Origin of the sequence: Rosenbergiella nectarea (assembly GCF_900111105.1) — a bacterium.
Lineage (GTDB): Bacteria > Pseudomonadota > Gammaproteobacteria > Enterobacterales > Enterobacteriaceae > Rosenbergiella > Rosenbergiella nectarea.
This window is the reverse complement of the sequence record NZ_FOGC01000005.1, coordinates 111327-130927: the sequence shown is the minus strand read 5'-3', so window position 1 is coordinate 130927 and position 19601 is coordinate 111327. Positions and strand designations below refer to the sequence as shown.

Genomic DNA, 19601 nt, shown 5'->3' with positions numbered 1-19601 from the left:
GTGTGACCGAGGCATCATCGCTATTCAGCAGACGCTGCTATTTCTTCAAGAGTACCGGAAGCTGTTGCTCAAATTGTTGCAGACACTGGTCCATTAGATGCTGGGTTTCCACTTTCACTTTGGCATAGTTATTGTTTCGCCAGTCGTCTAAATTGGCCTCCACTGGGGCGGGTGAACAGGCTTGCTTAGTCCAACCACTAAAGATCGATCCCTTCTCTGGTTTTTTATAAAAGGAGACCTTATATTTCAACTCATATAGGGAGTCAGTGCTATTGAGATTTTTATAAATCAGTGTCCACGTCGAATAACCAATATTTAAAGGTTGTTGGTAGGCATAGCCTGCACCATTATTGTCTAACCACGCCTTGAGTACCTGATTCGCTTTAGGCTTAAAATAATCAAGCGTTGGATTTTTTAACGTCTTAATGAGGTTTCCCTTATAAACCTCTTTATCAAAACTCGAACTATTAAAGCTCCCCAGTGCAGCAGATAATACCGCCAGCCCAATGCCTGTGGCACTATGAACAGGCGTCACTTCTCGCAAATAAGGGTCAGAATACACCTCCGCGTCATTAAACTCTTTTGGCGCAGCCTGATACAAAACCCCTATCGAACTATTATTCGTGGCCTTAATCACTGAAGGTTTTACTGATGCGCATCCTGAGAGGAGCGCTACTGTAGTCAGGCAACTCAATACATAGTAATTCTTCATAATATCCCTATCTTTATACGATTTCCTATGGGTGACTCGCGAGTATAAGTGAAGGATGAAGGGAAGAATAAGCAGAGAAATGCCAAAAGTTGGCATTCCTCGAACTATTGAGCTGTGGGAGTGTAAGTTTCAGACGTATTTGTATTGGTCGAGCAGATTAAAATGTTGATAGGCGTGCTGGGTCGCCAATCTTCCCCTTGGCGTGCGCTGGATAAAGCCCTGTTGAATCAAATAAGGTTCGATGACGTCTTCAATAGTCTCTCGCTCTTCACCGATCGCGGCCGCAAGGTTATCTAATCCAACCGGTCCACCACTGAACTTATCAATAATCGCCAGCAGTAGTTTACGATCCATATAGTCAAAGCCTTCGCTGTCGACGTTGAGGAGGTCAAGTGCACTCGCGGTCACCTCACCGCTCATGTCGCCTGCTGCCTTTACTTCAGCAAAGTCACGTACACGTCGCAATAATCGGTTAGCAATCCTCGGTGTCCCGCGGGAACGGCGCGCAATTTCCAGCGCGCCTTCTTGGCTAAGTGTCAGCCCTAAGCACTCCGCTGCGCGTTTAACGATGGACTGTAGATCAGCCACTTGGTAGAACTCTAAGCGTTGGACGATACCGAAACGGTCACGCAGTGGCGAAGTCAATGATCCCGCACGAGTGGTCGCACCAATCAGTGTAAAGGGGGGTAAATCAATTTTAATGGAACGTGCTGCCGGGCCTTCTCCGATCATGATATCCAACTGATAATCTTCCATCGCAGGATAAAGCACTTCTTCCACAACCGGAGAGAGACGGTGGATCTCATCGATAAACAGCACATCGTGCGGCTCGAGGTTGGTCAACATTGCCGCAAGATCGCCCGCTTTCTCCAGTACCGGGCCGGAGGTGGTGCGTAAATTTACGCCCATCTCGTTTGCCACAATATTGGCTAACGTCGTCTTACCTAAACCGGGGGGACCAAAAATCAACAAGTGATCCAGAGCATCGCCACGCATTTTCGCCGCACGAATAAAGATTTCCATCTGCTCTCGAACATGCGGTTGCCCGACATATTCATCCAGTAAACGGGGGCGTAAGGCTCGGTCAAAGCGCTCTTCATCTACAGTCACTTCCGCAGAGACTAGGCGGTCCGCATCAATCATACTGTTCCTTATAGCGACGCACGTAAGGCGTCTCTGATCAAGGTTTCACTGTCGGCCCCAGTCTTGGCAATTTTACTCACCATTTTGGAGGCTTCTTGCGGTTTATAGCCTAAAGCAACTAACGCAGCGACCGCTTCGGCTTCCGCATCATTGGTCGCTGACGGATCGGTCGCCGGTGCAGTGAGAGTAAACTCGCTTTCTGTATTAAACAGATCCCCGTGCATCCCTTTAAACCGATCCTTCATCTCGACCACCAGCCGCTCGGCGGTTTTCTTACCCACCCCAGGCAGTTTCACCAATGCCGCAATTTCTTGATGTTCAACCGCATTCACAAACTGCTGCGCTGACATACCGGAAAGGATGGCGAGAGCGAGTTTCGGCCCGACACCGTTCACCTTAATCAATTCACGAAAAAGCGTGCGTTCTTGTTTATGATTAAAGCCGAATAACAGTTGTGCATCTTCCCGTACCACAAAATGGGTAAAAATGATGGCGGAGTGATCTTTCTCAGGCAGCTCGTAGAAACAGGTCATCGGCATATGGACTTCATACCCCACGCCCCCGACCTCAAGCAATACCAATGGCGGTTGCTTCTCTATGATGACTCCATTCAGACGTCCGATCATACAATTACCTTTTTTCTATGTGTTCGCGAGGATTAATGATGCGTTTATACCATAAAAAAGGCTGGATGAATATCCAGCCTACAATCCGGAAGCTAACGCAATCGCCCTCGGGTCAGGACGAGTGGTTTATCAGAAATACTCAGCGCGTTTTGGCTGATGTGACAATGGGTGATCGCAATGGCTAAGGCATCGGCGGCATCGGCTTGGGGATTGGCGGGGAGTTTTAGTAACGTCCGCACCATATGTTGCACTTGCGCTTTGTCTGCCGCGCCAGTACCCGTGACGGTTTGCTTGACTTGCCGAGCAGCATATTCGAAAACCGGTAGTGTTTGATTCACCGCCGCCACGATAGCCGCCCCACGCGCTTGGCCGAGCTTCAAAGCAGAATCGGCGTTTTTTGCCATAAACACTTGCTCGATGGCAAAGTAGTCAGGCGAAAATTGCGTGATAATCTCAGTGACTCCGGCGTAAATCAGCCGCAAACGTTCAGGTAAGGCAGGCGTGTTGGTACGGATACAGCCACTCCCCAAGTAGGTCAATTGACGACCTACTTGACGTATGACCCCATATCCGGTTACCCGCGATCCAGGGTCGATACCAAGGATTATGGCCATAATTGGCCAAGTAGTCGCGTGAACAGCACTTACAGGCTCTCAGCCACTTCGTCGGAAATCTCACCGTTATGGTAAACTTCCTGAACATCGTCACAATCTTCGAGCATATCGATCAAGCGTAATAATTTTGGTGCCGTCTCGCTATCCATCTCAGCTTTGGTCGAAGGGATCATCGTCACTTCAGCTTCGTCTGGCGTTAGACCCGCCGCGATCAAGGCATCTTTTACCGCGCCTAACTCTTCCCATGCGGTAAACACATCGATTGCGCCATCATCATAGCTCACCACATCCTCAGCACCCGCTTCTAAAGCAGCTTCCATCAAAGCGTCTTCGTCTTGACCTGGCGCATAAGCGATGACCCCTTTACGGCTGAACAGGTACGCAACAGAACCGTCAGTGCCCAAGTTACCACCGGTTTTAGTAAAGGCATGACGCACTTCTGAAACGGTACGGTTGCGGTTGTCGCTCAGACATTCGATCATAATGGCACTCCCGCCTGGGCCATAGCCCTCATAGACGATGGTTTCCATATTGGAGTTATCATCACCGCCAACACCGCGAGCGATCGCGCGGTCCATCGTGTCACGCGTCATATTGTTGGATAGGGCTTTATCCATTGCGGCACGTAAGCGAGGGTTAGAGCTTGGATCGCCACCGCCGAGTTTTGCCGCGGTAACCAACTCACGAATGATTTTGGTAAAAATTTTGCCGCGCTTCGCGTCTTGTGCCGCTTTACGGTGCTTGGTATTCGCCCATTTACTGTGTCCAGCCATAATCTTATTCTCTCAAACAAATAACGGTAAACGGAACGCGTCATAAGACGTATTCCAATCGAATTATTACTCGGCAAAGAGGCGTTCAATCGCTTGGCGATTACTCCAAGATTTGGTTAACGCCGCGGCCTGTTGCCAAGGGAGCCACTGCGCCGCCGTATGCTCGGTCAAACTAGGAACCCTCTCGGACTCAACACCCAACGTAAACCAATGTTCTTGGTTATGGGTCACCCCCGGAGCATAACGGTGACGATATTGTTCAAAAATTTCAAAACTAATTTGTGTAAGACAATCAGTTAGCACGTCTCGCGGAGGAGTATAAACAAATCCTGTCTCCTCCTGCACTTCACGCAAGGCCGCCTGTTTTGGCAGCTCGCCGCTTTCCAGACTGCCCGTAACGGATTGCCAAAACTGTTCATCGTCCTGTCGCTGTAACATCAGCACCCGCTTCGTATTTCTTGCGTAGATCACGACCAAAACCGAAACGGGATGCTTATAGATCATTATGCTGACTCAGTCTTAACTTTCTTCACGACCTGTAATGCCAGTTCGTGCAGGGCATTCGGATTTGCCTCGCTGGGTGCATCCGTCATCAAACAGGCTGCCGCGGTAGTTTTCGGGAAGGCAATCACATCGCGAATATTGTCAGTACCCGTTAATAACATCGTCAGACGGTCTAAACCAAAGGCTAATCCCGCGTGTGGTGGCGCACCGTATTTTAGTGCATCCAGTAAGAAGCCAAACTTCTCTTGTTGCTCATCAGCACTGATCCCAAGAATACTAAACACGGCCTGTTGCATGGCGCTAGTATGGATACGCACTGATCCACCACCCACTTCATAGCCGTTAATCACCATATCGTAGGCATTGGCAATCGCGTCACTTGGCGCTTGGCTCAGTTCTGTCGGCGTTAAATCACGTGGCGCGGTGAACGGGTGGTGCATGGCGGCTAAACGCCCTTCACCGTCTTGTTCAAACATTGGGAAATCAACGACCCAGAGTGGCGCCCAGCAGTTTTCATCGGTCAAGGCTAAATCGCGACCAATTTTAAGTCGTAATGCCCCCATGGCGTCAGCCACCACATTAGCCTGGTCAGCACCAAATAACAGAATATCACCTGACTCTGCCGCCGTTCTCTCAAGCAATTGCTCAATAATCTCAGCAGTTAAGAATTTAGCTACGGGGCTTTGGATCCCTTCAAGACCGGCATTGCGTTGGTTGACTTTCATCCATGCCATGCCCTTGGCACCGTATAACCCAACAAATTTGGTGTAATCATCAATCTGTTTACGAGTGAGTTGCGCACCACCTGGAACGCGTAACACCGCGACTCGTCCTTTGGCATCGTTTGCTGGGCCGGAGAAGACTTGGAACTCAACCTTCGCCAATAAATCTGCAACGTCAACCAGTTCCATCGGGTTACGTAAATCAGGCTTGTCAGAACCAAAACGACGCATCGCCTCTGCCCACGTCATTTGCGGGAACTCGCCCAGATCGACACCTTTGATAGCGATCCATAGTTCACGAATAAGACGTTCCATCACCTCACGGACTTGCGGCGCGGTCATAAAAGAGGTTTCAACATCAATCTGCGTGAATTCTGGCTGACGATCTGCCCGTAAATCTTCGTCACGGAAACATTTTACAATTTGATAATAGCGATCAAAGCCAGATACCATCAGCAGCTGTTTAAACAACTGTGGCGATTGAGGTAAGGCGTAAAATTCGCCTTTATGCACGCGGCTGGGCACTAGATAATCGCGCGCACCTTCTGGGGTCGCTTTAGTGAGCATTGGCGTTTCGATATCCAGAAACTCATTCTCTTCCATAAAGCGACGAACGAAAGCCGTGATTTTGGCGCGAGTTTTAAAGCGTGAGGCCACTTCCGGGCGACGCAAGTCTAAATAGCGATATTTCAGCCGTGCCTCTTCACTGTTAACATGATTGCTGTCCAGCGGAAGAGGCTCTGAACGGTTAATAATGGTCAACTCAGTGGCGTAAACTTCAACTTCACCTGTTGCCATTTCAGCATTTTTATTGCGCTCATCACGCGCGCGCACTTTACCTACTACTTGAATACAGAATTCATTACGTAATTCTGAGGCGCGTTCAAACACCTTCTGCTCATCCGGATCAAAAAAGACCTGTACAATCCCTTCGCGATCACGCATATCGATGAAAATTAAGCTCCCGAGGTCGCGACGACGATTCACCCAACCGCTGAGAGTCACTTGTTGACCGATGTGGGACACATTAAGTTGTCCGCAATAAAGTGTACGCATTGATTATCCTTTTGGGCCCGGAAGGCATTTAACGTAAGCTGCCGCCACCTGGCGATATTGCTGCAAAATGGCTCTCATTATACTGAAAAATAATGTCAAGGATAAGCCTATGAGTGTAATAGCGCTCGATATCTGCGCAATTAACATTTTTGCTTGTCGAAAATCGCTAAAAATTAGTCTTATAGATGCGCCGATGAGTGGTTTCTGCGACAATACTTTTTTTTGCAAGGTTAGCGAACGCCGTTATGTCTCACCGCGATAGTTTATTTTCCGCGCCAATTGATAAATTAGGCGATTGGACTTTTGATGAACGAGTAGCTGAAGTCTTCCCCGATATGATCCAGCGCTCAGTACCCGGGTACTCGAATATTATCTCTATGATTGGGATGTTAGCGGGTCGTTATGTCACGGAAAATAGCCGCGTCTACGATCTTGGCTGCTCGCTCGGTGCAGCAACCCTATCGGTACGTCGTAATATCACGGCCGGCGGTTGTGAAATACTCGCGGTGGATAACTCCCCTGCCATGGTCGAGCGCTGTCGTCGCCACATTGACGCCTTTCGTGCGCAAACGCCAGTACAGGTTATCGAGGCTGATATTCAGAATATCGAGATTACTAACGCTTCACTGGTGGTCTTGAACTTTACTCTGCAATTTATTCCCCCTGAAGACCGCGAAGCCTTGCTCGCGAAAATTTGGCAGGGTCTACGTCCAGGCGGTGCATTAGTCCTTTCTGAGAAGTTCAGCTTTGCCGACCAAGCAATGGGCGAGTTACTGTTCGATATGCATTTGGATTTCAAACGCGCCAATGGTTATAGCGAACTTGAAATTAGCCAAAAACGCAGCATGCTCGAAAACGTCATGCTGACGGATAGCGTGAGCACCCATCAACAACGATTACAGGCTGTCGGCTTCAAACATGCTGAACTGTGGTTTCAATGTTTTAATTTTGGATCGTTAGTGGCCATCAAATGATAGATTTTGGAAATTTTTACCAGCAGATCGCAACAGGTCCGCTCTCTTCATGGTTAGAGGTTATCCCTGGGCAGCTTGCACAATGGCAGCGGGAAAACTTACATGGACACTTCCGCCAGTGGCATAAAGCCATCCAATACCTACCGGCCCTAACGCCCCGCTCACTCGACCTCGCCGATCAGGTTTACGCCGAACATCCCGATCTGACGCCGCGTCAGCGTCAAGGGATCGAGTCACTGCTCCGCCAACTCATGCCGTGGCGGAAAGGGCCTTATCATCTTTATGGCACTCATATTGATACCGAGTGGCGGTCTGATTGGAAATGGGATCGCGTTTTGCCTCATATCAGCCCCCTTCAAGGTCGCTTAGTCCTCGATGTCGGCTGCGGCAGCGGCTATCATATGTGGCGAATGATTGGCCAAGGCGCAAAAATGGTCGTCGGCATCGACCCCATGCAACTGTTTTTATGCCAGTTTGAGGCGGTACGTAAATTATTGGGTAACTCACAGCAAGCCCATCTGTTACCGCTGGGAATTGAGCAGCTACCGACCTCCGAAGCCTTCGATACCGTCTTTTCGATGGGCGTGCTCTACCATCGTCGATCGCCCTTAGATCATTTACTTCAGTTGAAAAATCAGTTGGTTAATGGTGGAGAGCTTATCCTTGAAACTCTGGTCACTGAGGGGGATGAACACCAAGTCTTGGTACCCGGTGAGCGTTATGCCCAGATGCGTAATGTTTATTTCCTTCCTTCCGCCCTCGCGCTCAAAAGTTGGTTAGAGAAAACGGGCTTTGTCGATGTACGGATCGTTGATCAAGCCGTGACGCCGGTGACTGAGCAGCGACGTACATCGTGGATGACCAGTGAATCGTTAGCCGAGTTTTTAGACCCTAACGATCCGCATAAAACGGTTGAAGGTTACCATGCGCCATTACGTGCAGTCTTAATTGCCCGTAAGCCTGGTGAGGTAGTTTAAGCGGCTAGAGTGATGTTCTGCTGCCGTAAGTGGCGGCACATCACCTTGCAAGCGAATCAGCGTTTGCATCGCCTCCACCACGGCGGGATCGACCTCGGTGCGTAAATATTCGTCCGTTGTTTTATCTGAACACATCGAGACTCCCGCCTTACAATAACGCATCGCAGAAGGTACCAATCGACTGGCGGAGCTATGAACTTCTTGAATTCCCGCTTCGAGAAACTTTGGTAAATTGGCTAAGCGAACACCGGCGCCAACCATAATGATCGGGCCAGATCCTAGCGCGTTAAGCTCTTGTAATAGACTAAGACCCGCCTCAGCTGACTGTTGCTGTCCGGAGGTTAATATTCGCGCCACATTCAGTTCGGCCAATTCGTGATAGGTTCGATAAGGATTGCTGCAGAGATCGAATGCACGGTGGAAAGTCACCGCCATCCCTTTTGCAACAGCCATTATCTTTACCATTCTCGTTTTATCGAGCAGGCCTTCTGGAGAGAGGATCCCCGTGACGACACCGGGGAAGCCCATATCACGGATCTGCGCGATATCTGACAACATGATCTTGAACTCCTGCTCGCTATAGCAAAAGTCACCGCTTCGAGGCCGTACAATAGGATGGACGGGGATATGAATTTGTGAGCGGGCTTCACGCAATACGCCAAGCGAAGTAGTGAGCCCACCTTCTTGTGGCGCGGCACAGAGTTCAATGCGATCAGCCCCTGCCTGCGAAGCGGCAAGTGCGCAATCTAAGCCATAACAGCATATTTCTAAAGTCGGCATAGTCGATTCCTTTGTCAGACCTAATGGATATGCTACTGTGCATAGCGCCTCTTCCTTCATACCCGCCTGGAGTACAGATGTCATTTAATTTTGATGAAAGAGTCGAGCGATATCACACTGACAGTGAAAAATGGCTCAAATATCGAGATCAAGATATCATTCCGATGTGGATAGCGGATACTGACTTTCGCGCGGCACCCGCCATTCAACAAGCATTATCTGAGCGGGTTGAACAGGGGGTATTTGGTTATGCCGATGATCAAGGTGCACTGGCAAAGGCCGCGGCACAGTGGGTTGAAAAGCAGTACCATTGGACAATCGACCCGGACTGGGTTCTTCCCCTTTCCGGAATAAAACCCGTTTTTAGTTTATTACAAGAGTGCCTCCTCTCGGCCGACCAAAGCTCCCTTTGCCACACGCCGATCTATCCTCCTTTTACGCAAAGTGCCCACAATGCCCAGCGAGCGCAACGGTTGATCCCTTATCCGTTATTTGATCAGCCCGATTTCCTGTATGCCCCCCTTCCGGCTCTAACACCGCAAGAGCGCTTGCTGTTTATCTGTAATCCCCACAACCCAGGTGGGAAAAGTTATTCCCGCGAGGCCTTACACCATCTCGCAGAGTATGCCGAACATTATGACCTCTGGGTCTGTAGCGATGAGATCCATGCGGATTTATTGCTTGATCCGGAACGTAGACATATTCCCTTCGCCTCGCTGTCGGCGGATAGTGCACAACGTTCGATCACCTTACTCTCCGCCGCTAAGGCGTTTAATCTTGCGGGGTTGGGCTGTGCCGTCGCCATTATCCCCAATAACCCGCTCCGTGAACGCGTTCGCCGTGCAGTGGCGCAGCGTATGGCCGTTCCAAATAGTCTCGGGCTTGTGGCGACCTGTGCTGCGTGGCAACAGAGCGAGGCGTGGTTAGTCGCCCAGCGTCACTACTTACGGGGAAATCGTGATCATTTGGCTGAGTCATTACTCCAGTTGCCGGCCTTACGAATGGTCGTTCCCGATGCCGGGTTCTTGGCGTGGATTGATGCCTCAGGATTACAGCAAGCCGATCCCCACCACTGGATGGAACAGCATGGCTTAGGACTGACTGCGGGCGCGGCATACGGCGATCCCCAAGCAGTACGGCTCAATTTTGGATGTTGTCGCTCGCGGCTTGATGAAGCCTTGACCCGCCTGTGCAACGCCGTTGAACAGGCCTAAGTCATCTTTTACTGTTCGCTGGCGACCACTTCATCGATGGGATAAGTATGAAATTTCAGCGTAATCTCGCCATTAGTGACTGCCAAGGTCGTGTTATCCAGTGCCCCGGCTTTCGCCTCCGGGCGGCGTGTTTTAACACTGATACCGGGCATGACTAAGCCGCGGTCATCGATTAACGCCATGGCTCGTTGGCCAATCTGTTCCGGCGCTCCCGGCAATACCACTTCAACATGCTCCCATCCTTCATGACGGTAACGTTTTTCGCCTGGCCAAGGCAGCTCGACAATCGCAATAGGGTGATTCAGCAGCACTAAAGGTTCTACCAGTCGATAGAGGTGGATAGGTCGCCCGCCAATGACCGCCTCCGAAAAACAATGGCCGTGTTGTGATAAGGCCATCGCCCAGCGTTCTGCCGTCCGGTCTTGGTGACAACGTAACGAAATATGGTCAAGGGTTAACTCACTCAAGTTAAGCCCCAGTTGCTGCGTAAAAGAAGATAATTTCTGTTCAAACTGGGAGAGGTCGTCGGCTAACTCAGGAAGAGAGATAAAGAGTGGATGCATAATGCCCTGCTGTGATTAATATCGGTTCTGTTATTTTCGCGCCCCGCACACTGGCTGTAAAGTCGCAAAGGGATTAATTTCAACCCCTCTGCACGACAAATGAAGATGGTGGCTGACGCCCTAGGCTTTTTTACGTATACTGCTCGACCATTAAACTTATTACGTTTCGATGTTTCGACATCCTGTGCTGTATGGCTTGCCATGCACTCAATTGATAAAGGTATACCGGTGAATATTCAGGCTCTTCTCTGCGACAAAGTTAGTCAGGCTATGGTGGCTGCCGGCGCTCCCGCCGATAGCGAACCCCTCATCCGTCAATCCGCGAAGCCACAATTTGGTGATTACCAAGTCAATGGTATTATGGGTGCCGCGAAACGACTGGGTATGCCTCCCCGACAACTCGCCGAAAAGGTCGTTGAACACCTTTCACTGAGCGGCATTGCTCACAAAATCGACATCGCCGGCCCAGGTTTTATCAACATCTTCCTTGACCCACAGTGGCTCGCCACCGAGGTTGAACAAGCGCTAAGCTCTGAGCACCTCAATCTTGCTCCTGTTACGCCGCAGACCATTGTCGTCGATTACTCCGCGCCGAATGTCGCGAAAGAGATGCATGTCGGACACTTACGCTCAACCATTATCGGTGATGCAACCGTCCGGACTCTCGAGAAACTTGGCCATAACGTTATTCGCGCCAACCACCTCGGCGACTGGGGCACCCAATTTGGTATGTTGATTGCCTATCTTGAACAGCAGCAAGCGGATCACTCCGCCGAAATTGCGCTACAAGATTTCGAGGCATTCTATCGTGCAGCGAAAATTGCCTACGACGAAGATGAAGACTTTGCGGTGCGCGCGCGCAGTTATGTCGTCAAACTACAAAGTGGTGATGAGTACTGCCTAAAAATGTGGCGCAAGTTGGTCGATATCACCATGGAACAGAACCAACGTAATTACGACCGCCTAAACGTAAGCTTATCCGCTGAAAACGTAATGGGTGAGAGCCTATATAACAGCATGTTGCCCAGCATTGTCGCCGATCTCAAACAGAAAGGCTTAGCGGTTGAAAGCGAAGGCGCGACCGTAGTGTTCCTTGATGAGTTCACCAATAAAGAAGGTGAACCAATGGGCGTTATTATCCAGAAGAAAGATGGCGGTTACCTCTATACGACGACGGATATTGCTTGCGCGAAGTACCGTTATGAAACCTTAAAAGCGGAACGGGTCATTTACTATATCGATTCTCGCCAGCATCAGCATCTCATGCAAGCCTGGACCATTGTCCGTAAAGCAGGCTATGTGCCTGAGTCGGTACCCTTAGAGCACCATATGTTCGGTATGATGTTAGGGAAAGACGGTCGTCCATTCAAAACTCGCGCAGGCGGGACAATTCGTCTGGTAGACCTGCTGGATGAGGCGCACGAGCGTGCATTAACCTTGGTGAAAGAGAAAAATCCTGAGATGGACGCGCAGACGTTAAATCGTCTCGCAGAAGTTATTGGTATTGGTGCAGTAAAATATGCTGACCTCTCTAAAAACCGTACCACGGATTATGTGTTCGATTGGGACAATATGCTCTCTTTTGAAGGCAACACCGCACCCTATCTGCAATATGCTTACACGCGTGTATTGTCTATCTTCCGCAAGGCAGGTATCGATGAGCAATCGCTACAAGGACCGCTTGTCCTGACAGAATCACGTGAAGCCGCTTTAGCGACCCGTTTACTGCAATTCGAAGAGACCTTACAGCAAGTGGCCCGTGAAGGGACACCCCATGTGCTCTGTGCTTACTTATACGACGTTGCCGTGCTGTTCTCAAGTTTCTATGAGCACTGCCCAGTGTTAACCGCACAGGATGAGAGTAGCCGTCAATCGCGCCTAAAACTCGCCGCGCTAACCGCTAGAACGATTAAGAGTGGCTTAGATCTTCTCGGTATTGGGACCGTCGAGCGGATGTAAGAAAGTAAACAGGATCTTGTCGGACGTCCCACGATAGTGTTGTGCTAACGCTATGATGTAGACTTACTCCCGCCCTACAGGGCGGGGTTTTAGGGGGCACTCAATAAAGTAAACGCTACCTCTCCGTTACGCATAACCAGACATTTACAATGATAGCGAGACCTTTCTTTGTAAGAATGGAATATTTCAGCAATTCTTTTCTGTTCTTCCCCTCAGCACTTTTTACGACAACGTAATTACCATGCTAGGAGTACCCACTACGAGGTATCACTGCGAAAAATCCACTATTCCCGGGTCGAGGCTTGAAGCTTTTTTTACTGCGCGTATCGCCTAAAGCCCCTCTTCAGCGTTTGTGACTACATGGCATGGAGTACTGGGAACATCCTTGACTATTTTATCCCTTCGTTACATCCTCGCTTACTGGCAGTATAGGCGGCTACAATCAACATTCCGCTGCATTGCGGCAAGAATAGCTGTGCTACGGCATCCAAAAAACAGCCTAAATTCAGATGAATATTTTGCCTAGCCATCGAGATATAACCCTGCTTATTGTCGGTTAATAAACTTCGGGGGTCACTGCTTTGGATGAATTCTCAGCCTGGGTGCTGACTTCGCTATCTATCCTAATAAGCAAGCTGTATAGGCACAACGCTGCGAACACACAGAATATCGCTTTTGGGTATATCATCAACACATCCCCGATACCAAAGACAACTATTGGCAAAGTAAACGTAAAAGCCGCCAAGTCCGTTCTACCCTGCTTTCTAAAGGCCATGATCGTGAGCGCATAAAACGTCAGCATAAAGGCAGCCGGAATGATACCTTGTAGCGAAGCGATATCTATCAGTTCATTATGCAGGTGATAAGGAATGTTACGCAGCGCTTCAGCATTGCCCTTTTCGTTAGCGTTAATATACTGCGTTATGTCGTTAAATCGGGATTCGGCACTCTGCCCCAACAGGTGCTTACTGGACGTCGACAGACCAGAATTCCACATGCTAAACCGTGATCCAATAGAGGTACTATTATTCGTGCTTTCATGGCTAATCTCATGATATGCCTCAACGAATCTATCTCTTATTTGATGCGAAGCGATTACAGGAACAGTTAGCAGCGCGATGAAGGCTGGGACGATCTTGATAACGTCCTTTAACGCCATGCTTTTTAAGATCATAAATAGCAAGATTATTGGGAATAATAGCGTTGCGCTGCGCGTACCTGTCATAACGATAATGGTGAAGGTTACTATACTCACCAGAGCCATTAAACATCGCTTATAGCGTACCGCGATTGTATTGATTGCATAGATACACAGCAGCCCTTGAATCGTGGCGAGATAGGCCGCCGTCGTCGATATACCGCCAATATTAGCCCGTGCGCTGCTTTCACTAAAGTAGGTATAGATCCCCTCACCCGCCCCGACGCCAAAAGCTAGGCAGATCATCCCTAACAGCGCGAAACGGAAACGATAAATAACTTTGTTAGGGATGGCACTAGTGAGGAAAACTAACAAAGAAAAAGGCATCAAGAATTTGTAAGTTTTAGCGTATTGGGTATTGGCCAACAACCCTGTTACGCTCTTATCCCCGAAGTGGACGACCCACCCTAGCTGGCAAAGTGAGATGCAGCCGACCGTCGCCGCAATCAGTACCCATGTCTTGTTAAGCGGGTAGCCACTTTCCCGACACACGACAAACTGTATAGTGAGTATGAATAATGCGAGAAACATTGCATTTCGTCCCATTATCCATTCTGTAGGCGCCAGAAAAGCGATAATAGGCAATAGCAGCATGCTAATACCATAAAAAAATTCACGCTTACTCATCTTATCCACTCAGCGTTTTATACTTCATGTAATTACACAATGCCCTAAAATATCGACCATTGAACTTGTAATGTTTCGCAGCATATTTATAGTTATGTTTTGTGCAAGGAGACATTAACGGTTCATCACACCAAGGAGAGGATAATTTCGCCACCCTAAAAGGCTTGCATTCATCATAGAATTCTGACCATTCGTGCCAGGGTTTAGTTAGCCCGACAAAATGAAATAACGATGCTTGCTTATGGGCTAAATTTTCATCACATTTATATTTGTAATTAAGGTCAATGATATAATTGAAAGTATTATCTATAAATAATACACTTCCGCAAGTCGCTACGTTGATAGCATCTTGGTCATAATAGGTAAGAGCATTAAGCGCGCAATCATTTATAAGAATTTTCATTGATTTCTCTGTGATGCTGCACTTATTCCACTCATCGATATTTATAAGCATCACGCCCGAATTGAAATAGCCCTTTTCCGCAAACGTAGTACAGAATAATTCGTCTGTTTTGATAATGTGTTTGGTGCTCGGATCGTTTACTGCGGCAACCGTATGGCCACTGATGTCCAAGTCGATTAGGTCACCGATATCCCCGCTACAGAACACATCTGAGTCAAGATATAGCACTCTATTGGCCTTGCGGTGGAAGTAGTCGGCAATCATCAAGCGAAAGTAGATTGCGTGATTCCACGCTTTGTTTGATGGCAGCGTTTTGATCGATTCAGCGTTGACATTGTAGATGTATATCGCGGTTTTATGATTTTTACAAATCAGTGACAAGCGCTCTGCGTTTTCGGCGGAAATATCATCAGTAAATATATGAAATTTTAGTTTTCTATTTTTGTTATTGATAATTACTGATTCGATTGATACGCCAGCACCAAACATAAACTTATCATCTGCGCCATAAGCGATATTCAACTCCTCGTTGTCATCGAGTGATGAAAATTCGACCTTGCTTTTCACTAAATCCTGACCAAAAAACATTGACTCCCCCTGAGTAGTCAGCAAAAAAAGAGTAATCTTATATTATTTTTTCGTAAGGGGCTATAAGGATTTCGTTAAGCGCAATATTTATACAAAACTTGCCATTTATATACATCGGTACGAATAATTATCAGCCTAATATTAATTTTGAATATTATGATCACACCCTACTGAATTGCCTTTACCTATCCAGAATTAATTAACCCTTTCTTACCAAAGTGAGGGGGTAATACTTCGGCGATAGCAAAGAAGGCTTATGGGGGATGTCCATTAAATAATACATCCAGTGAAAGATGCCCTTTATCGGTTCATCTAATTATTAATGCTGCTAATAATATAAAAGCCGCTAGTCTAGCGGTGTTAGCCCTTGGAGAGTCTGTAATTCCCGAAGCGCTTAGTGCGGCTAAAGTTGGACTCTGTGAATTGGCAATCCTCGCCCTTTAGGGCGGGGAGCAGTCACATCTTTGACGATTTCCCTAAGGCCGCACCCATCCCTCAGATTTTTGCCAGCACATCCCTTACCTCTGTCCCCTTACTCATTTTCAATATGACTGTTTACGGTCAAATTAATATTGAGCACCGGAATAGGGGGTTGCTGCGCTCCGTAGCCAGGAAGTTGAATTTTGAACTGCCACTCGCCTCGACTCGCTAGGCCTGCGAAACGCATACTGCGTCCAGCAACGGTATCAAGTCGTTGACAGTATTGGTTGAGGCAGAGAAAAATTGTCGGTGGTTTGGGCCATGCTACCGCACTGTTAATCTGCCAGCTTAGCGAACGAATTGTTCCGATATAATCCTTCGGCAGCTGTCCTAAGTGAAAGCTATACCACTGCCCTTTTTGCATCAGCCGTTGTCCGGGTTGACTTAGCGAGGCACTGGCCATGGTGGCTCTGCCCTCCCCGCTAGTCAACGCAAAGAGTAGACACAGTGTTAACCACCGCCACATCTCAATCCCCCAGCGTAGCCGTTTGGCGTATTGGTCTCTCACTGACCAATTCCACCGTCGACATTACCACTAATTGCCGATAATGGCGGCGGAGATACCGTGCCAATAGGAGTCGTAACGCGCTATCGACCAACAAGACAGGTGTAACCCCCAGCGACTCTTGATGGGCGATCGCTTCACCGGCTTGGCTCACCAATTGCTCAGCCAGTCCCGGCTCTAGCCCCCCCCCATTACGCATTACTTGCTGTAATAATCCTTCCAGTGCAGGGGATAGGCCGATCACTTGAATCATCTCATCGTCTTGGAACCATTGCTGGGTGATCGCTCGGCCAAGGGCGACCCGCACCACGCTGGTTAACTCCAGACTATTTTGAGTGGTGCTGGCATGCTCAGTCAGGGTTTCCAGAATAGTCCGCATATCACGAATCGAGACCTGTTCTCGTAACAAATTCTGCAGCACCTTATGTACCGTCGTTAACGATAAGAGGTCAGGAATAATGCCATCGGTTAGTGCGGGTAAAGTCTTCGCGACATGGTCGATTAATTGTTGCGCCTCTAGGCGTCCAAATAATTCGCTAGCATGCTGACTCAATAGATGATTAAGATGCGTGGCGATCACGGTACTCGCCTCCACAACGGTAAAACCTAGCGTTTGCGCCTGTTCTTTTAGCGCACCGTCAATCCATACCGCCGGTAAACCGAAGGCCGGATCTCGGGTGGATTCACCCGGTAAATCGGCACGCGCGCTACCTGGGTTAATGGCTAACCAACGCCCTGGCCAGACATCCCCCATCCCAATGGTGACTCCCTTTAATAAAATACGATAATGGGCAGGTGCTAGCGATAAGTTATCTGATATAAAAATACCCGGGGGCAAAAATCCCATGCTGGTCGCAAATTTTTTGCGAATGCCCCGGATCCTACCCGGTAACTCCCCTTGTTGCGCTTCATCCACCAGCGGTATCAGTCGGTAGCCCACTTCCATGGCAAGCGCGTCTTCGATTACCACATCCTGCCAGCTCGCCTCGATAGGCTGCGCTTGCTGCGGATCGGTTGGCGATAGCGTAGCGGTTTCAACGCTGGCTTCATTACCTTTTAACCACCATGCTAGCCCGAGTAACAACGCCGCAAACACCAGAAAAATGCCATTAGGCATCCCAGGGACCAACCCGAGCAGACCAATTACGCCGGCACTCAGTACCATGACTTGCGGTCGACTGAATAACTGACTGACCATCTGCTCGCTGACGTTACTATCATTACTGACGCGCGTCACAATGACCCCTGCGGCAGTCGAGATCACTAGCGCAGGTATTTGTGCCACTAGCCCGTCACCGATGGTCAATAAGGTATAAGTTTCGGCTGCTTGACTGACGGATAGGCCATGCTGCACCACGCCCACCAACAGGCCACCCACGACGTTTATCACCATAATGATGATGCCAGCGATGGCATCGCCACGCACAAATTTACTGGCACCGTCCATCGAACCATAAAAATCAGCCTCTTGAGTCACCTCTTGGCGACGTTGCTTTGCCTGGTCTTCACCAATGATCCCCGCGTTAAGATCTGCATCGATAGCCATCTGTTTACCCGGCATTCCATCCAGAACGAAGCGTGCACCGACTTCAGCAATACGTCCGGCCCCCTTGGTAATCACCATAAAGTTGATCACGATGAGAATGATGAAGACCACGATACCGATCGCAAAGTTGCCGCCTACCAAGAAATGGCCAAACGCCTCAATCACCTGGCCGGCCGCCGCGCCGCCGGTGTGACCTTCTAATAGAATGATCCGTGTTGAGGCAATATTGAGGGCTAATCGCAGTAGCGTGGCAAAGAGCAAAATAGTGGGAAAGGCGGCAAACTCTAACGTCCGACGCGTGAACATCGCGACCAGTAAGACCATAATCGATAAGGCGATATTGAAAGTGAAAAACAGATCCAACAGTATCGCGGGCAGCGGCAGAACCATCATCGCCAAAATCAGTAAAATTAAGATAGGGCCGGCTAAGATCTGCCAATCCACCTCGTTCCAACGGGTCGGTAAACGTAATCGCGCATACAACTTATTCATCATCATCATCATTCTCTAAGTCAAAAGTCATCTCAGCCGGTACCACTAATTGCTGGGGCTTCTCAGGTTTTTGTCCCCCCACTTTCCGCCAACGGCGGACCTGCCATACCCATGCCAGTACCTCAGCCACAGCGGTATAGAGTGCTCCAGGAATGGGTTCACCCACTTCGGTATGTCGCCATAAAGCCCGAGCCAAAGGCGGGGCTTCAAGGGTAGGAATGTGGTGTTCGCTCGCCAACGCGCGTATTTTTGCCGCCACCTGTCCGCGCCCTTTGGCCACGACTTGCGGCGCGTGCATCTTGCCTTCTTGATAGAGCAGTGCGATGGCAAAGTGAGTGGGGTTGGTTAAGATCACATCGGCGCGTGGCACATTCGCCATCATTCGTTGGCGAGCGGCGGCACGCATTTGTTGACGAATACGTCCCTTGAGGTGTGGATCGCCTTCCTGCTGTTTATGCTCATCGCGGATCTCTTGACGCGTCATCCGTAGTTTCTTGTGGTAGCTGTAGATCTGCCAAAACACATCGAACGCTACCATCGGGATCATCCCCATCACCACCCATAGCCAAAGTTTGACTAAGCCGTAAGTTCCTTCTGTTAAGGCTGGCCCTAGCGGTTGGTGAATAAGACCGAGGATTTCGCGTTGCTTGGCCCACAATACCGCGAGTAGGATTGCAATCACGATGCAGGCTTTTAGACATGATTTCAGTAATTCAGCGCCTGTCTGCGCACTGTAAAATTTTTTCATTCCCGACAGCGGATTAAGGCGAGAGAATTTGACTTGTAAGGCTTTAGGACTGAGGTTGATTCCACCAATAATCAGGTTAGCGACGATCGCGACTCCCCATAGGCTCAGACCAAAAGGGAGAAACAATCGCAGGCTCAGGGGAATAATATCAAGACTATAGGGGCCCCACTCATGGGCATTAAGATGGCTAAGATCAAACTGCCAACTGTACCGCACGATATGCACCATGCCTTGCCAGCTCATAGGTAAGCAAAGGGTGAGTGCTAACAGGCCGCTCAGTAATAACAGCATCGAGGTCAACTCCCGCGAACGGGGAATATCACCCTCCTCCCGCGCCTTCTCGATGCGACGACTACTGGGCTCTTCGGTTTTATCGTCTTTATCTTCTTCAGACACC

At 49.1% G+C, this 19601-nt stretch carries 19 protein-coding genes; 4 read left to right on the top strand and 15 right to left on the bottom strand.

Going from position 1 to position 19601, the window contains the following annotated elements; all coding sequences use genetic code 11:
* Positions 1-37 precede the first annotated feature (37 nt).
* The 7 genes from BMX14_RS07830 to aspS all read right to left on the bottom strand — a co-directional run bounded on the left by BMX14_RS07830 (position 38) and on the right by aspS (position 6150).
* Positions 38-712 carry a hypothetical protein gene (locus BMX14_RS07830; protein WP_092675151.1) on the bottom strand — a complete coding sequence of 225 codons (675 nt, stop codon included), beginning with the start codon at positions 710-712 and terminating at the stop codon, positions 38-40.
* 129 nt (positions 713-841) lie between these two features.
* Positions 842-1855, bottom strand: coding sequence for a Holliday junction branch migration DNA helicase RuvB (ruvB, locus tag BMX14_RS07825; RefSeq protein ID WP_092675148.1), 1014 nt, complete (start codon positions 1853-1855; stop codon positions 842-844).
* Positions 1856-1863: 8 nt separating this feature from the next.
* Complete coding sequence (gene ruvA / locus BMX14_RS07820) at positions 1864-2481, bottom strand: Holliday junction branch migration protein RuvA (RefSeq protein ID WP_092675145.1); 618 nt, start codon at positions 2479-2481, stop codon at positions 1864-1866.
* Between the two features lie 92 nt (positions 2482-2573).
* Positions 2574-3095, bottom strand: a complete 522-nt coding sequence (ruvC, locus tag BMX14_RS07815) for a crossover junction endodeoxyribonuclease RuvC (RefSeq protein ID WP_092675142.1) — start codon at positions 3093-3095, stop codon at positions 2574-2576.
* 29 nt (positions 3096-3124) lie between these two features.
* Complete coding sequence (locus BMX14_RS07810; protein ID WP_092675139.1) at positions 3125-3868, bottom strand: YebC/PmpR family DNA-binding transcriptional regulator; 744 nt, start codon at positions 3866-3868, stop codon at positions 3125-3127.
* Positions 3869-3934: 66 nt separating this feature from the next.
* Positions 3935-4372: a dihydroneopterin triphosphate diphosphatase gene (gene nudB / locus BMX14_RS07805; protein ID WP_092675136.1), complete on the bottom strand. Its 438-nt coding sequence runs from the start codon at positions 4370-4372 to the stop codon at positions 3935-3937.
* A complete protein-coding gene (gene aspS, locus BMX14_RS07800; RefSeq protein ID WP_092675133.1) occupies positions 4372-6150 on the bottom strand; it encodes an aspartate--tRNA ligase in 1779 nt (592 codons plus the stop codon). The genes nudB and aspS overlap by 1 nt, the downstream gene beginning before the upstream one ends.
* Positions 6151-6395: 245 nt before the next feature.
* On the opposite strand from aspS, the gene cmoA reads away from it, so the two are divergent.
* Both cmoA and cmoB read left to right on the top strand, forming a co-directional pair.
* Positions 6396-7124, top strand: a complete 729-nt coding sequence (cmoA, locus tag BMX14_RS07795; RefSeq protein ID WP_092675130.1) for a carboxy-S-adenosyl-L-methionine synthase CmoA — start codon at positions 6396-6398, stop codon at positions 7122-7124.
* The gene (cmoB, locus tag BMX14_RS07790) at positions 7121-8101 is read left to right on the top strand and encodes a tRNA 5-methoxyuridine(34)/uridine 5-oxyacetic acid(34) synthase CmoB (RefSeq protein ID WP_092675127.1); all 981 of its coding nucleotides are present in this window, start codon (positions 7121-7123) and stop codon (positions 8099-8101) included. Before cmoA ends, cmoB begins: the two co-directional genes overlap by 4 nt.
* Here cmoB and cutC read toward each other — a convergent pair.
* Positions 8069-8881, bottom strand: coding sequence for a copper homeostasis protein CutC (gene cutC, locus BMX14_RS07785; protein ID WP_092675126.1), 813 nt, complete (start codon positions 8879-8881; stop codon positions 8069-8071). The two genes, cmoB and cutC, sit on opposite strands and share 33 nt — an antisense overlap.
* Before the next feature lie 77 nt (positions 8882-8958).
* Between cutC and BMX14_RS07780 the strand changes: the two genes are divergently transcribed.
* Positions 8959-10095, top strand: coding sequence for a MalY/PatB family protein (locus tag BMX14_RS07780; protein WP_177173114.1), 1137 nt, complete (start codon positions 8959-8961; stop codon positions 10093-10095).
* An 8-nt stretch (positions 10096-10103) separates the two neighbouring features.
* Here the strand turns inward: BMX14_RS07780 and BMX14_RS07775 are convergent, their stop codons facing one another.
* Entirely contained in the window at positions 10104-10658 is a 555-nt protein-coding gene (locus tag BMX14_RS07775) for a VOC family protein (protein ID WP_092675120.1), read from the bottom strand.
* A gap of 228 nt (positions 10659-10886) precedes the next feature.
* Here BMX14_RS07775 and argS point away from each other — a divergent pair, with 228 nt between their 5' ends.
* Entirely contained in the window at positions 10887-12617 is a 1731-nt protein-coding gene (gene argS / locus BMX14_RS07770; protein ID WP_092675401.1) for an arginine--tRNA ligase, read from the top strand.
* Positions 12618-13006: 389 nt separating this feature from the next.
* Here argS and BMX14_RS16570 read toward each other — a convergent pair whose 3' ends face one another.
* The 6 genes from BMX14_RS16570 to flhB all read right to left on the bottom strand — a co-directional run bounded on the left by BMX14_RS16570 (position 13007) and on the right by flhB (position 19600).
* On the bottom strand, positions 13007-13147 hold the full coding sequence (locus BMX14_RS16570) for a hypothetical protein (RefSeq protein ID WP_177173113.1): 141 nt from the start codon (positions 13145-13147) through the stop codon (positions 13007-13009).
* Between the two features lie 26 nt (positions 13148-13173).
* Positions 13174-14442, bottom strand: coding sequence for an O-antigen ligase family protein (locus BMX14_RS07765; protein ID WP_092675117.1), 1269 nt, complete (start codon positions 14440-14442; stop codon positions 13174-13176).
* Between the two features lies 1 nt (position 14443).
* Positions 14444-15433, bottom strand: coding sequence for a glycosyltransferase (locus BMX14_RS07760; protein ID WP_092675114.1), 990 nt, complete (start codon positions 15431-15433; stop codon positions 14444-14446).
* Between the two features lie 532 nt (positions 15434-15965).
* Positions 15966-16379 (bottom strand): flagellar protein FlhE, encoded by a 414-nt coding sequence (locus BMX14_RS07755; protein ID WP_092675111.1) that lies wholly within the window; start codon positions 16377-16379, stop codon positions 15966-15968.
* A 1-nt stretch (position 16380) separates the two neighbouring features.
* Positions 16381-18456 carry a flagellar biosynthesis protein FlhA gene (gene flhA / locus BMX14_RS07750; protein WP_230527382.1) on the bottom strand — a complete coding sequence of 692 codons (2076 nt, stop codon included), beginning with the start codon at positions 18454-18456 and terminating at the stop codon, positions 16381-16383.
* Entirely contained in the window at positions 18449-19600 is a 1152-nt protein-coding gene (gene flhB, locus BMX14_RS07745; protein ID WP_092675108.1) for a flagellar biosynthesis protein FlhB, read from the bottom strand. Before flhB ends, flhA begins: the two co-directional genes overlap by 8 nt.
* Position 19601: the final 1 nt, after the last annotated feature.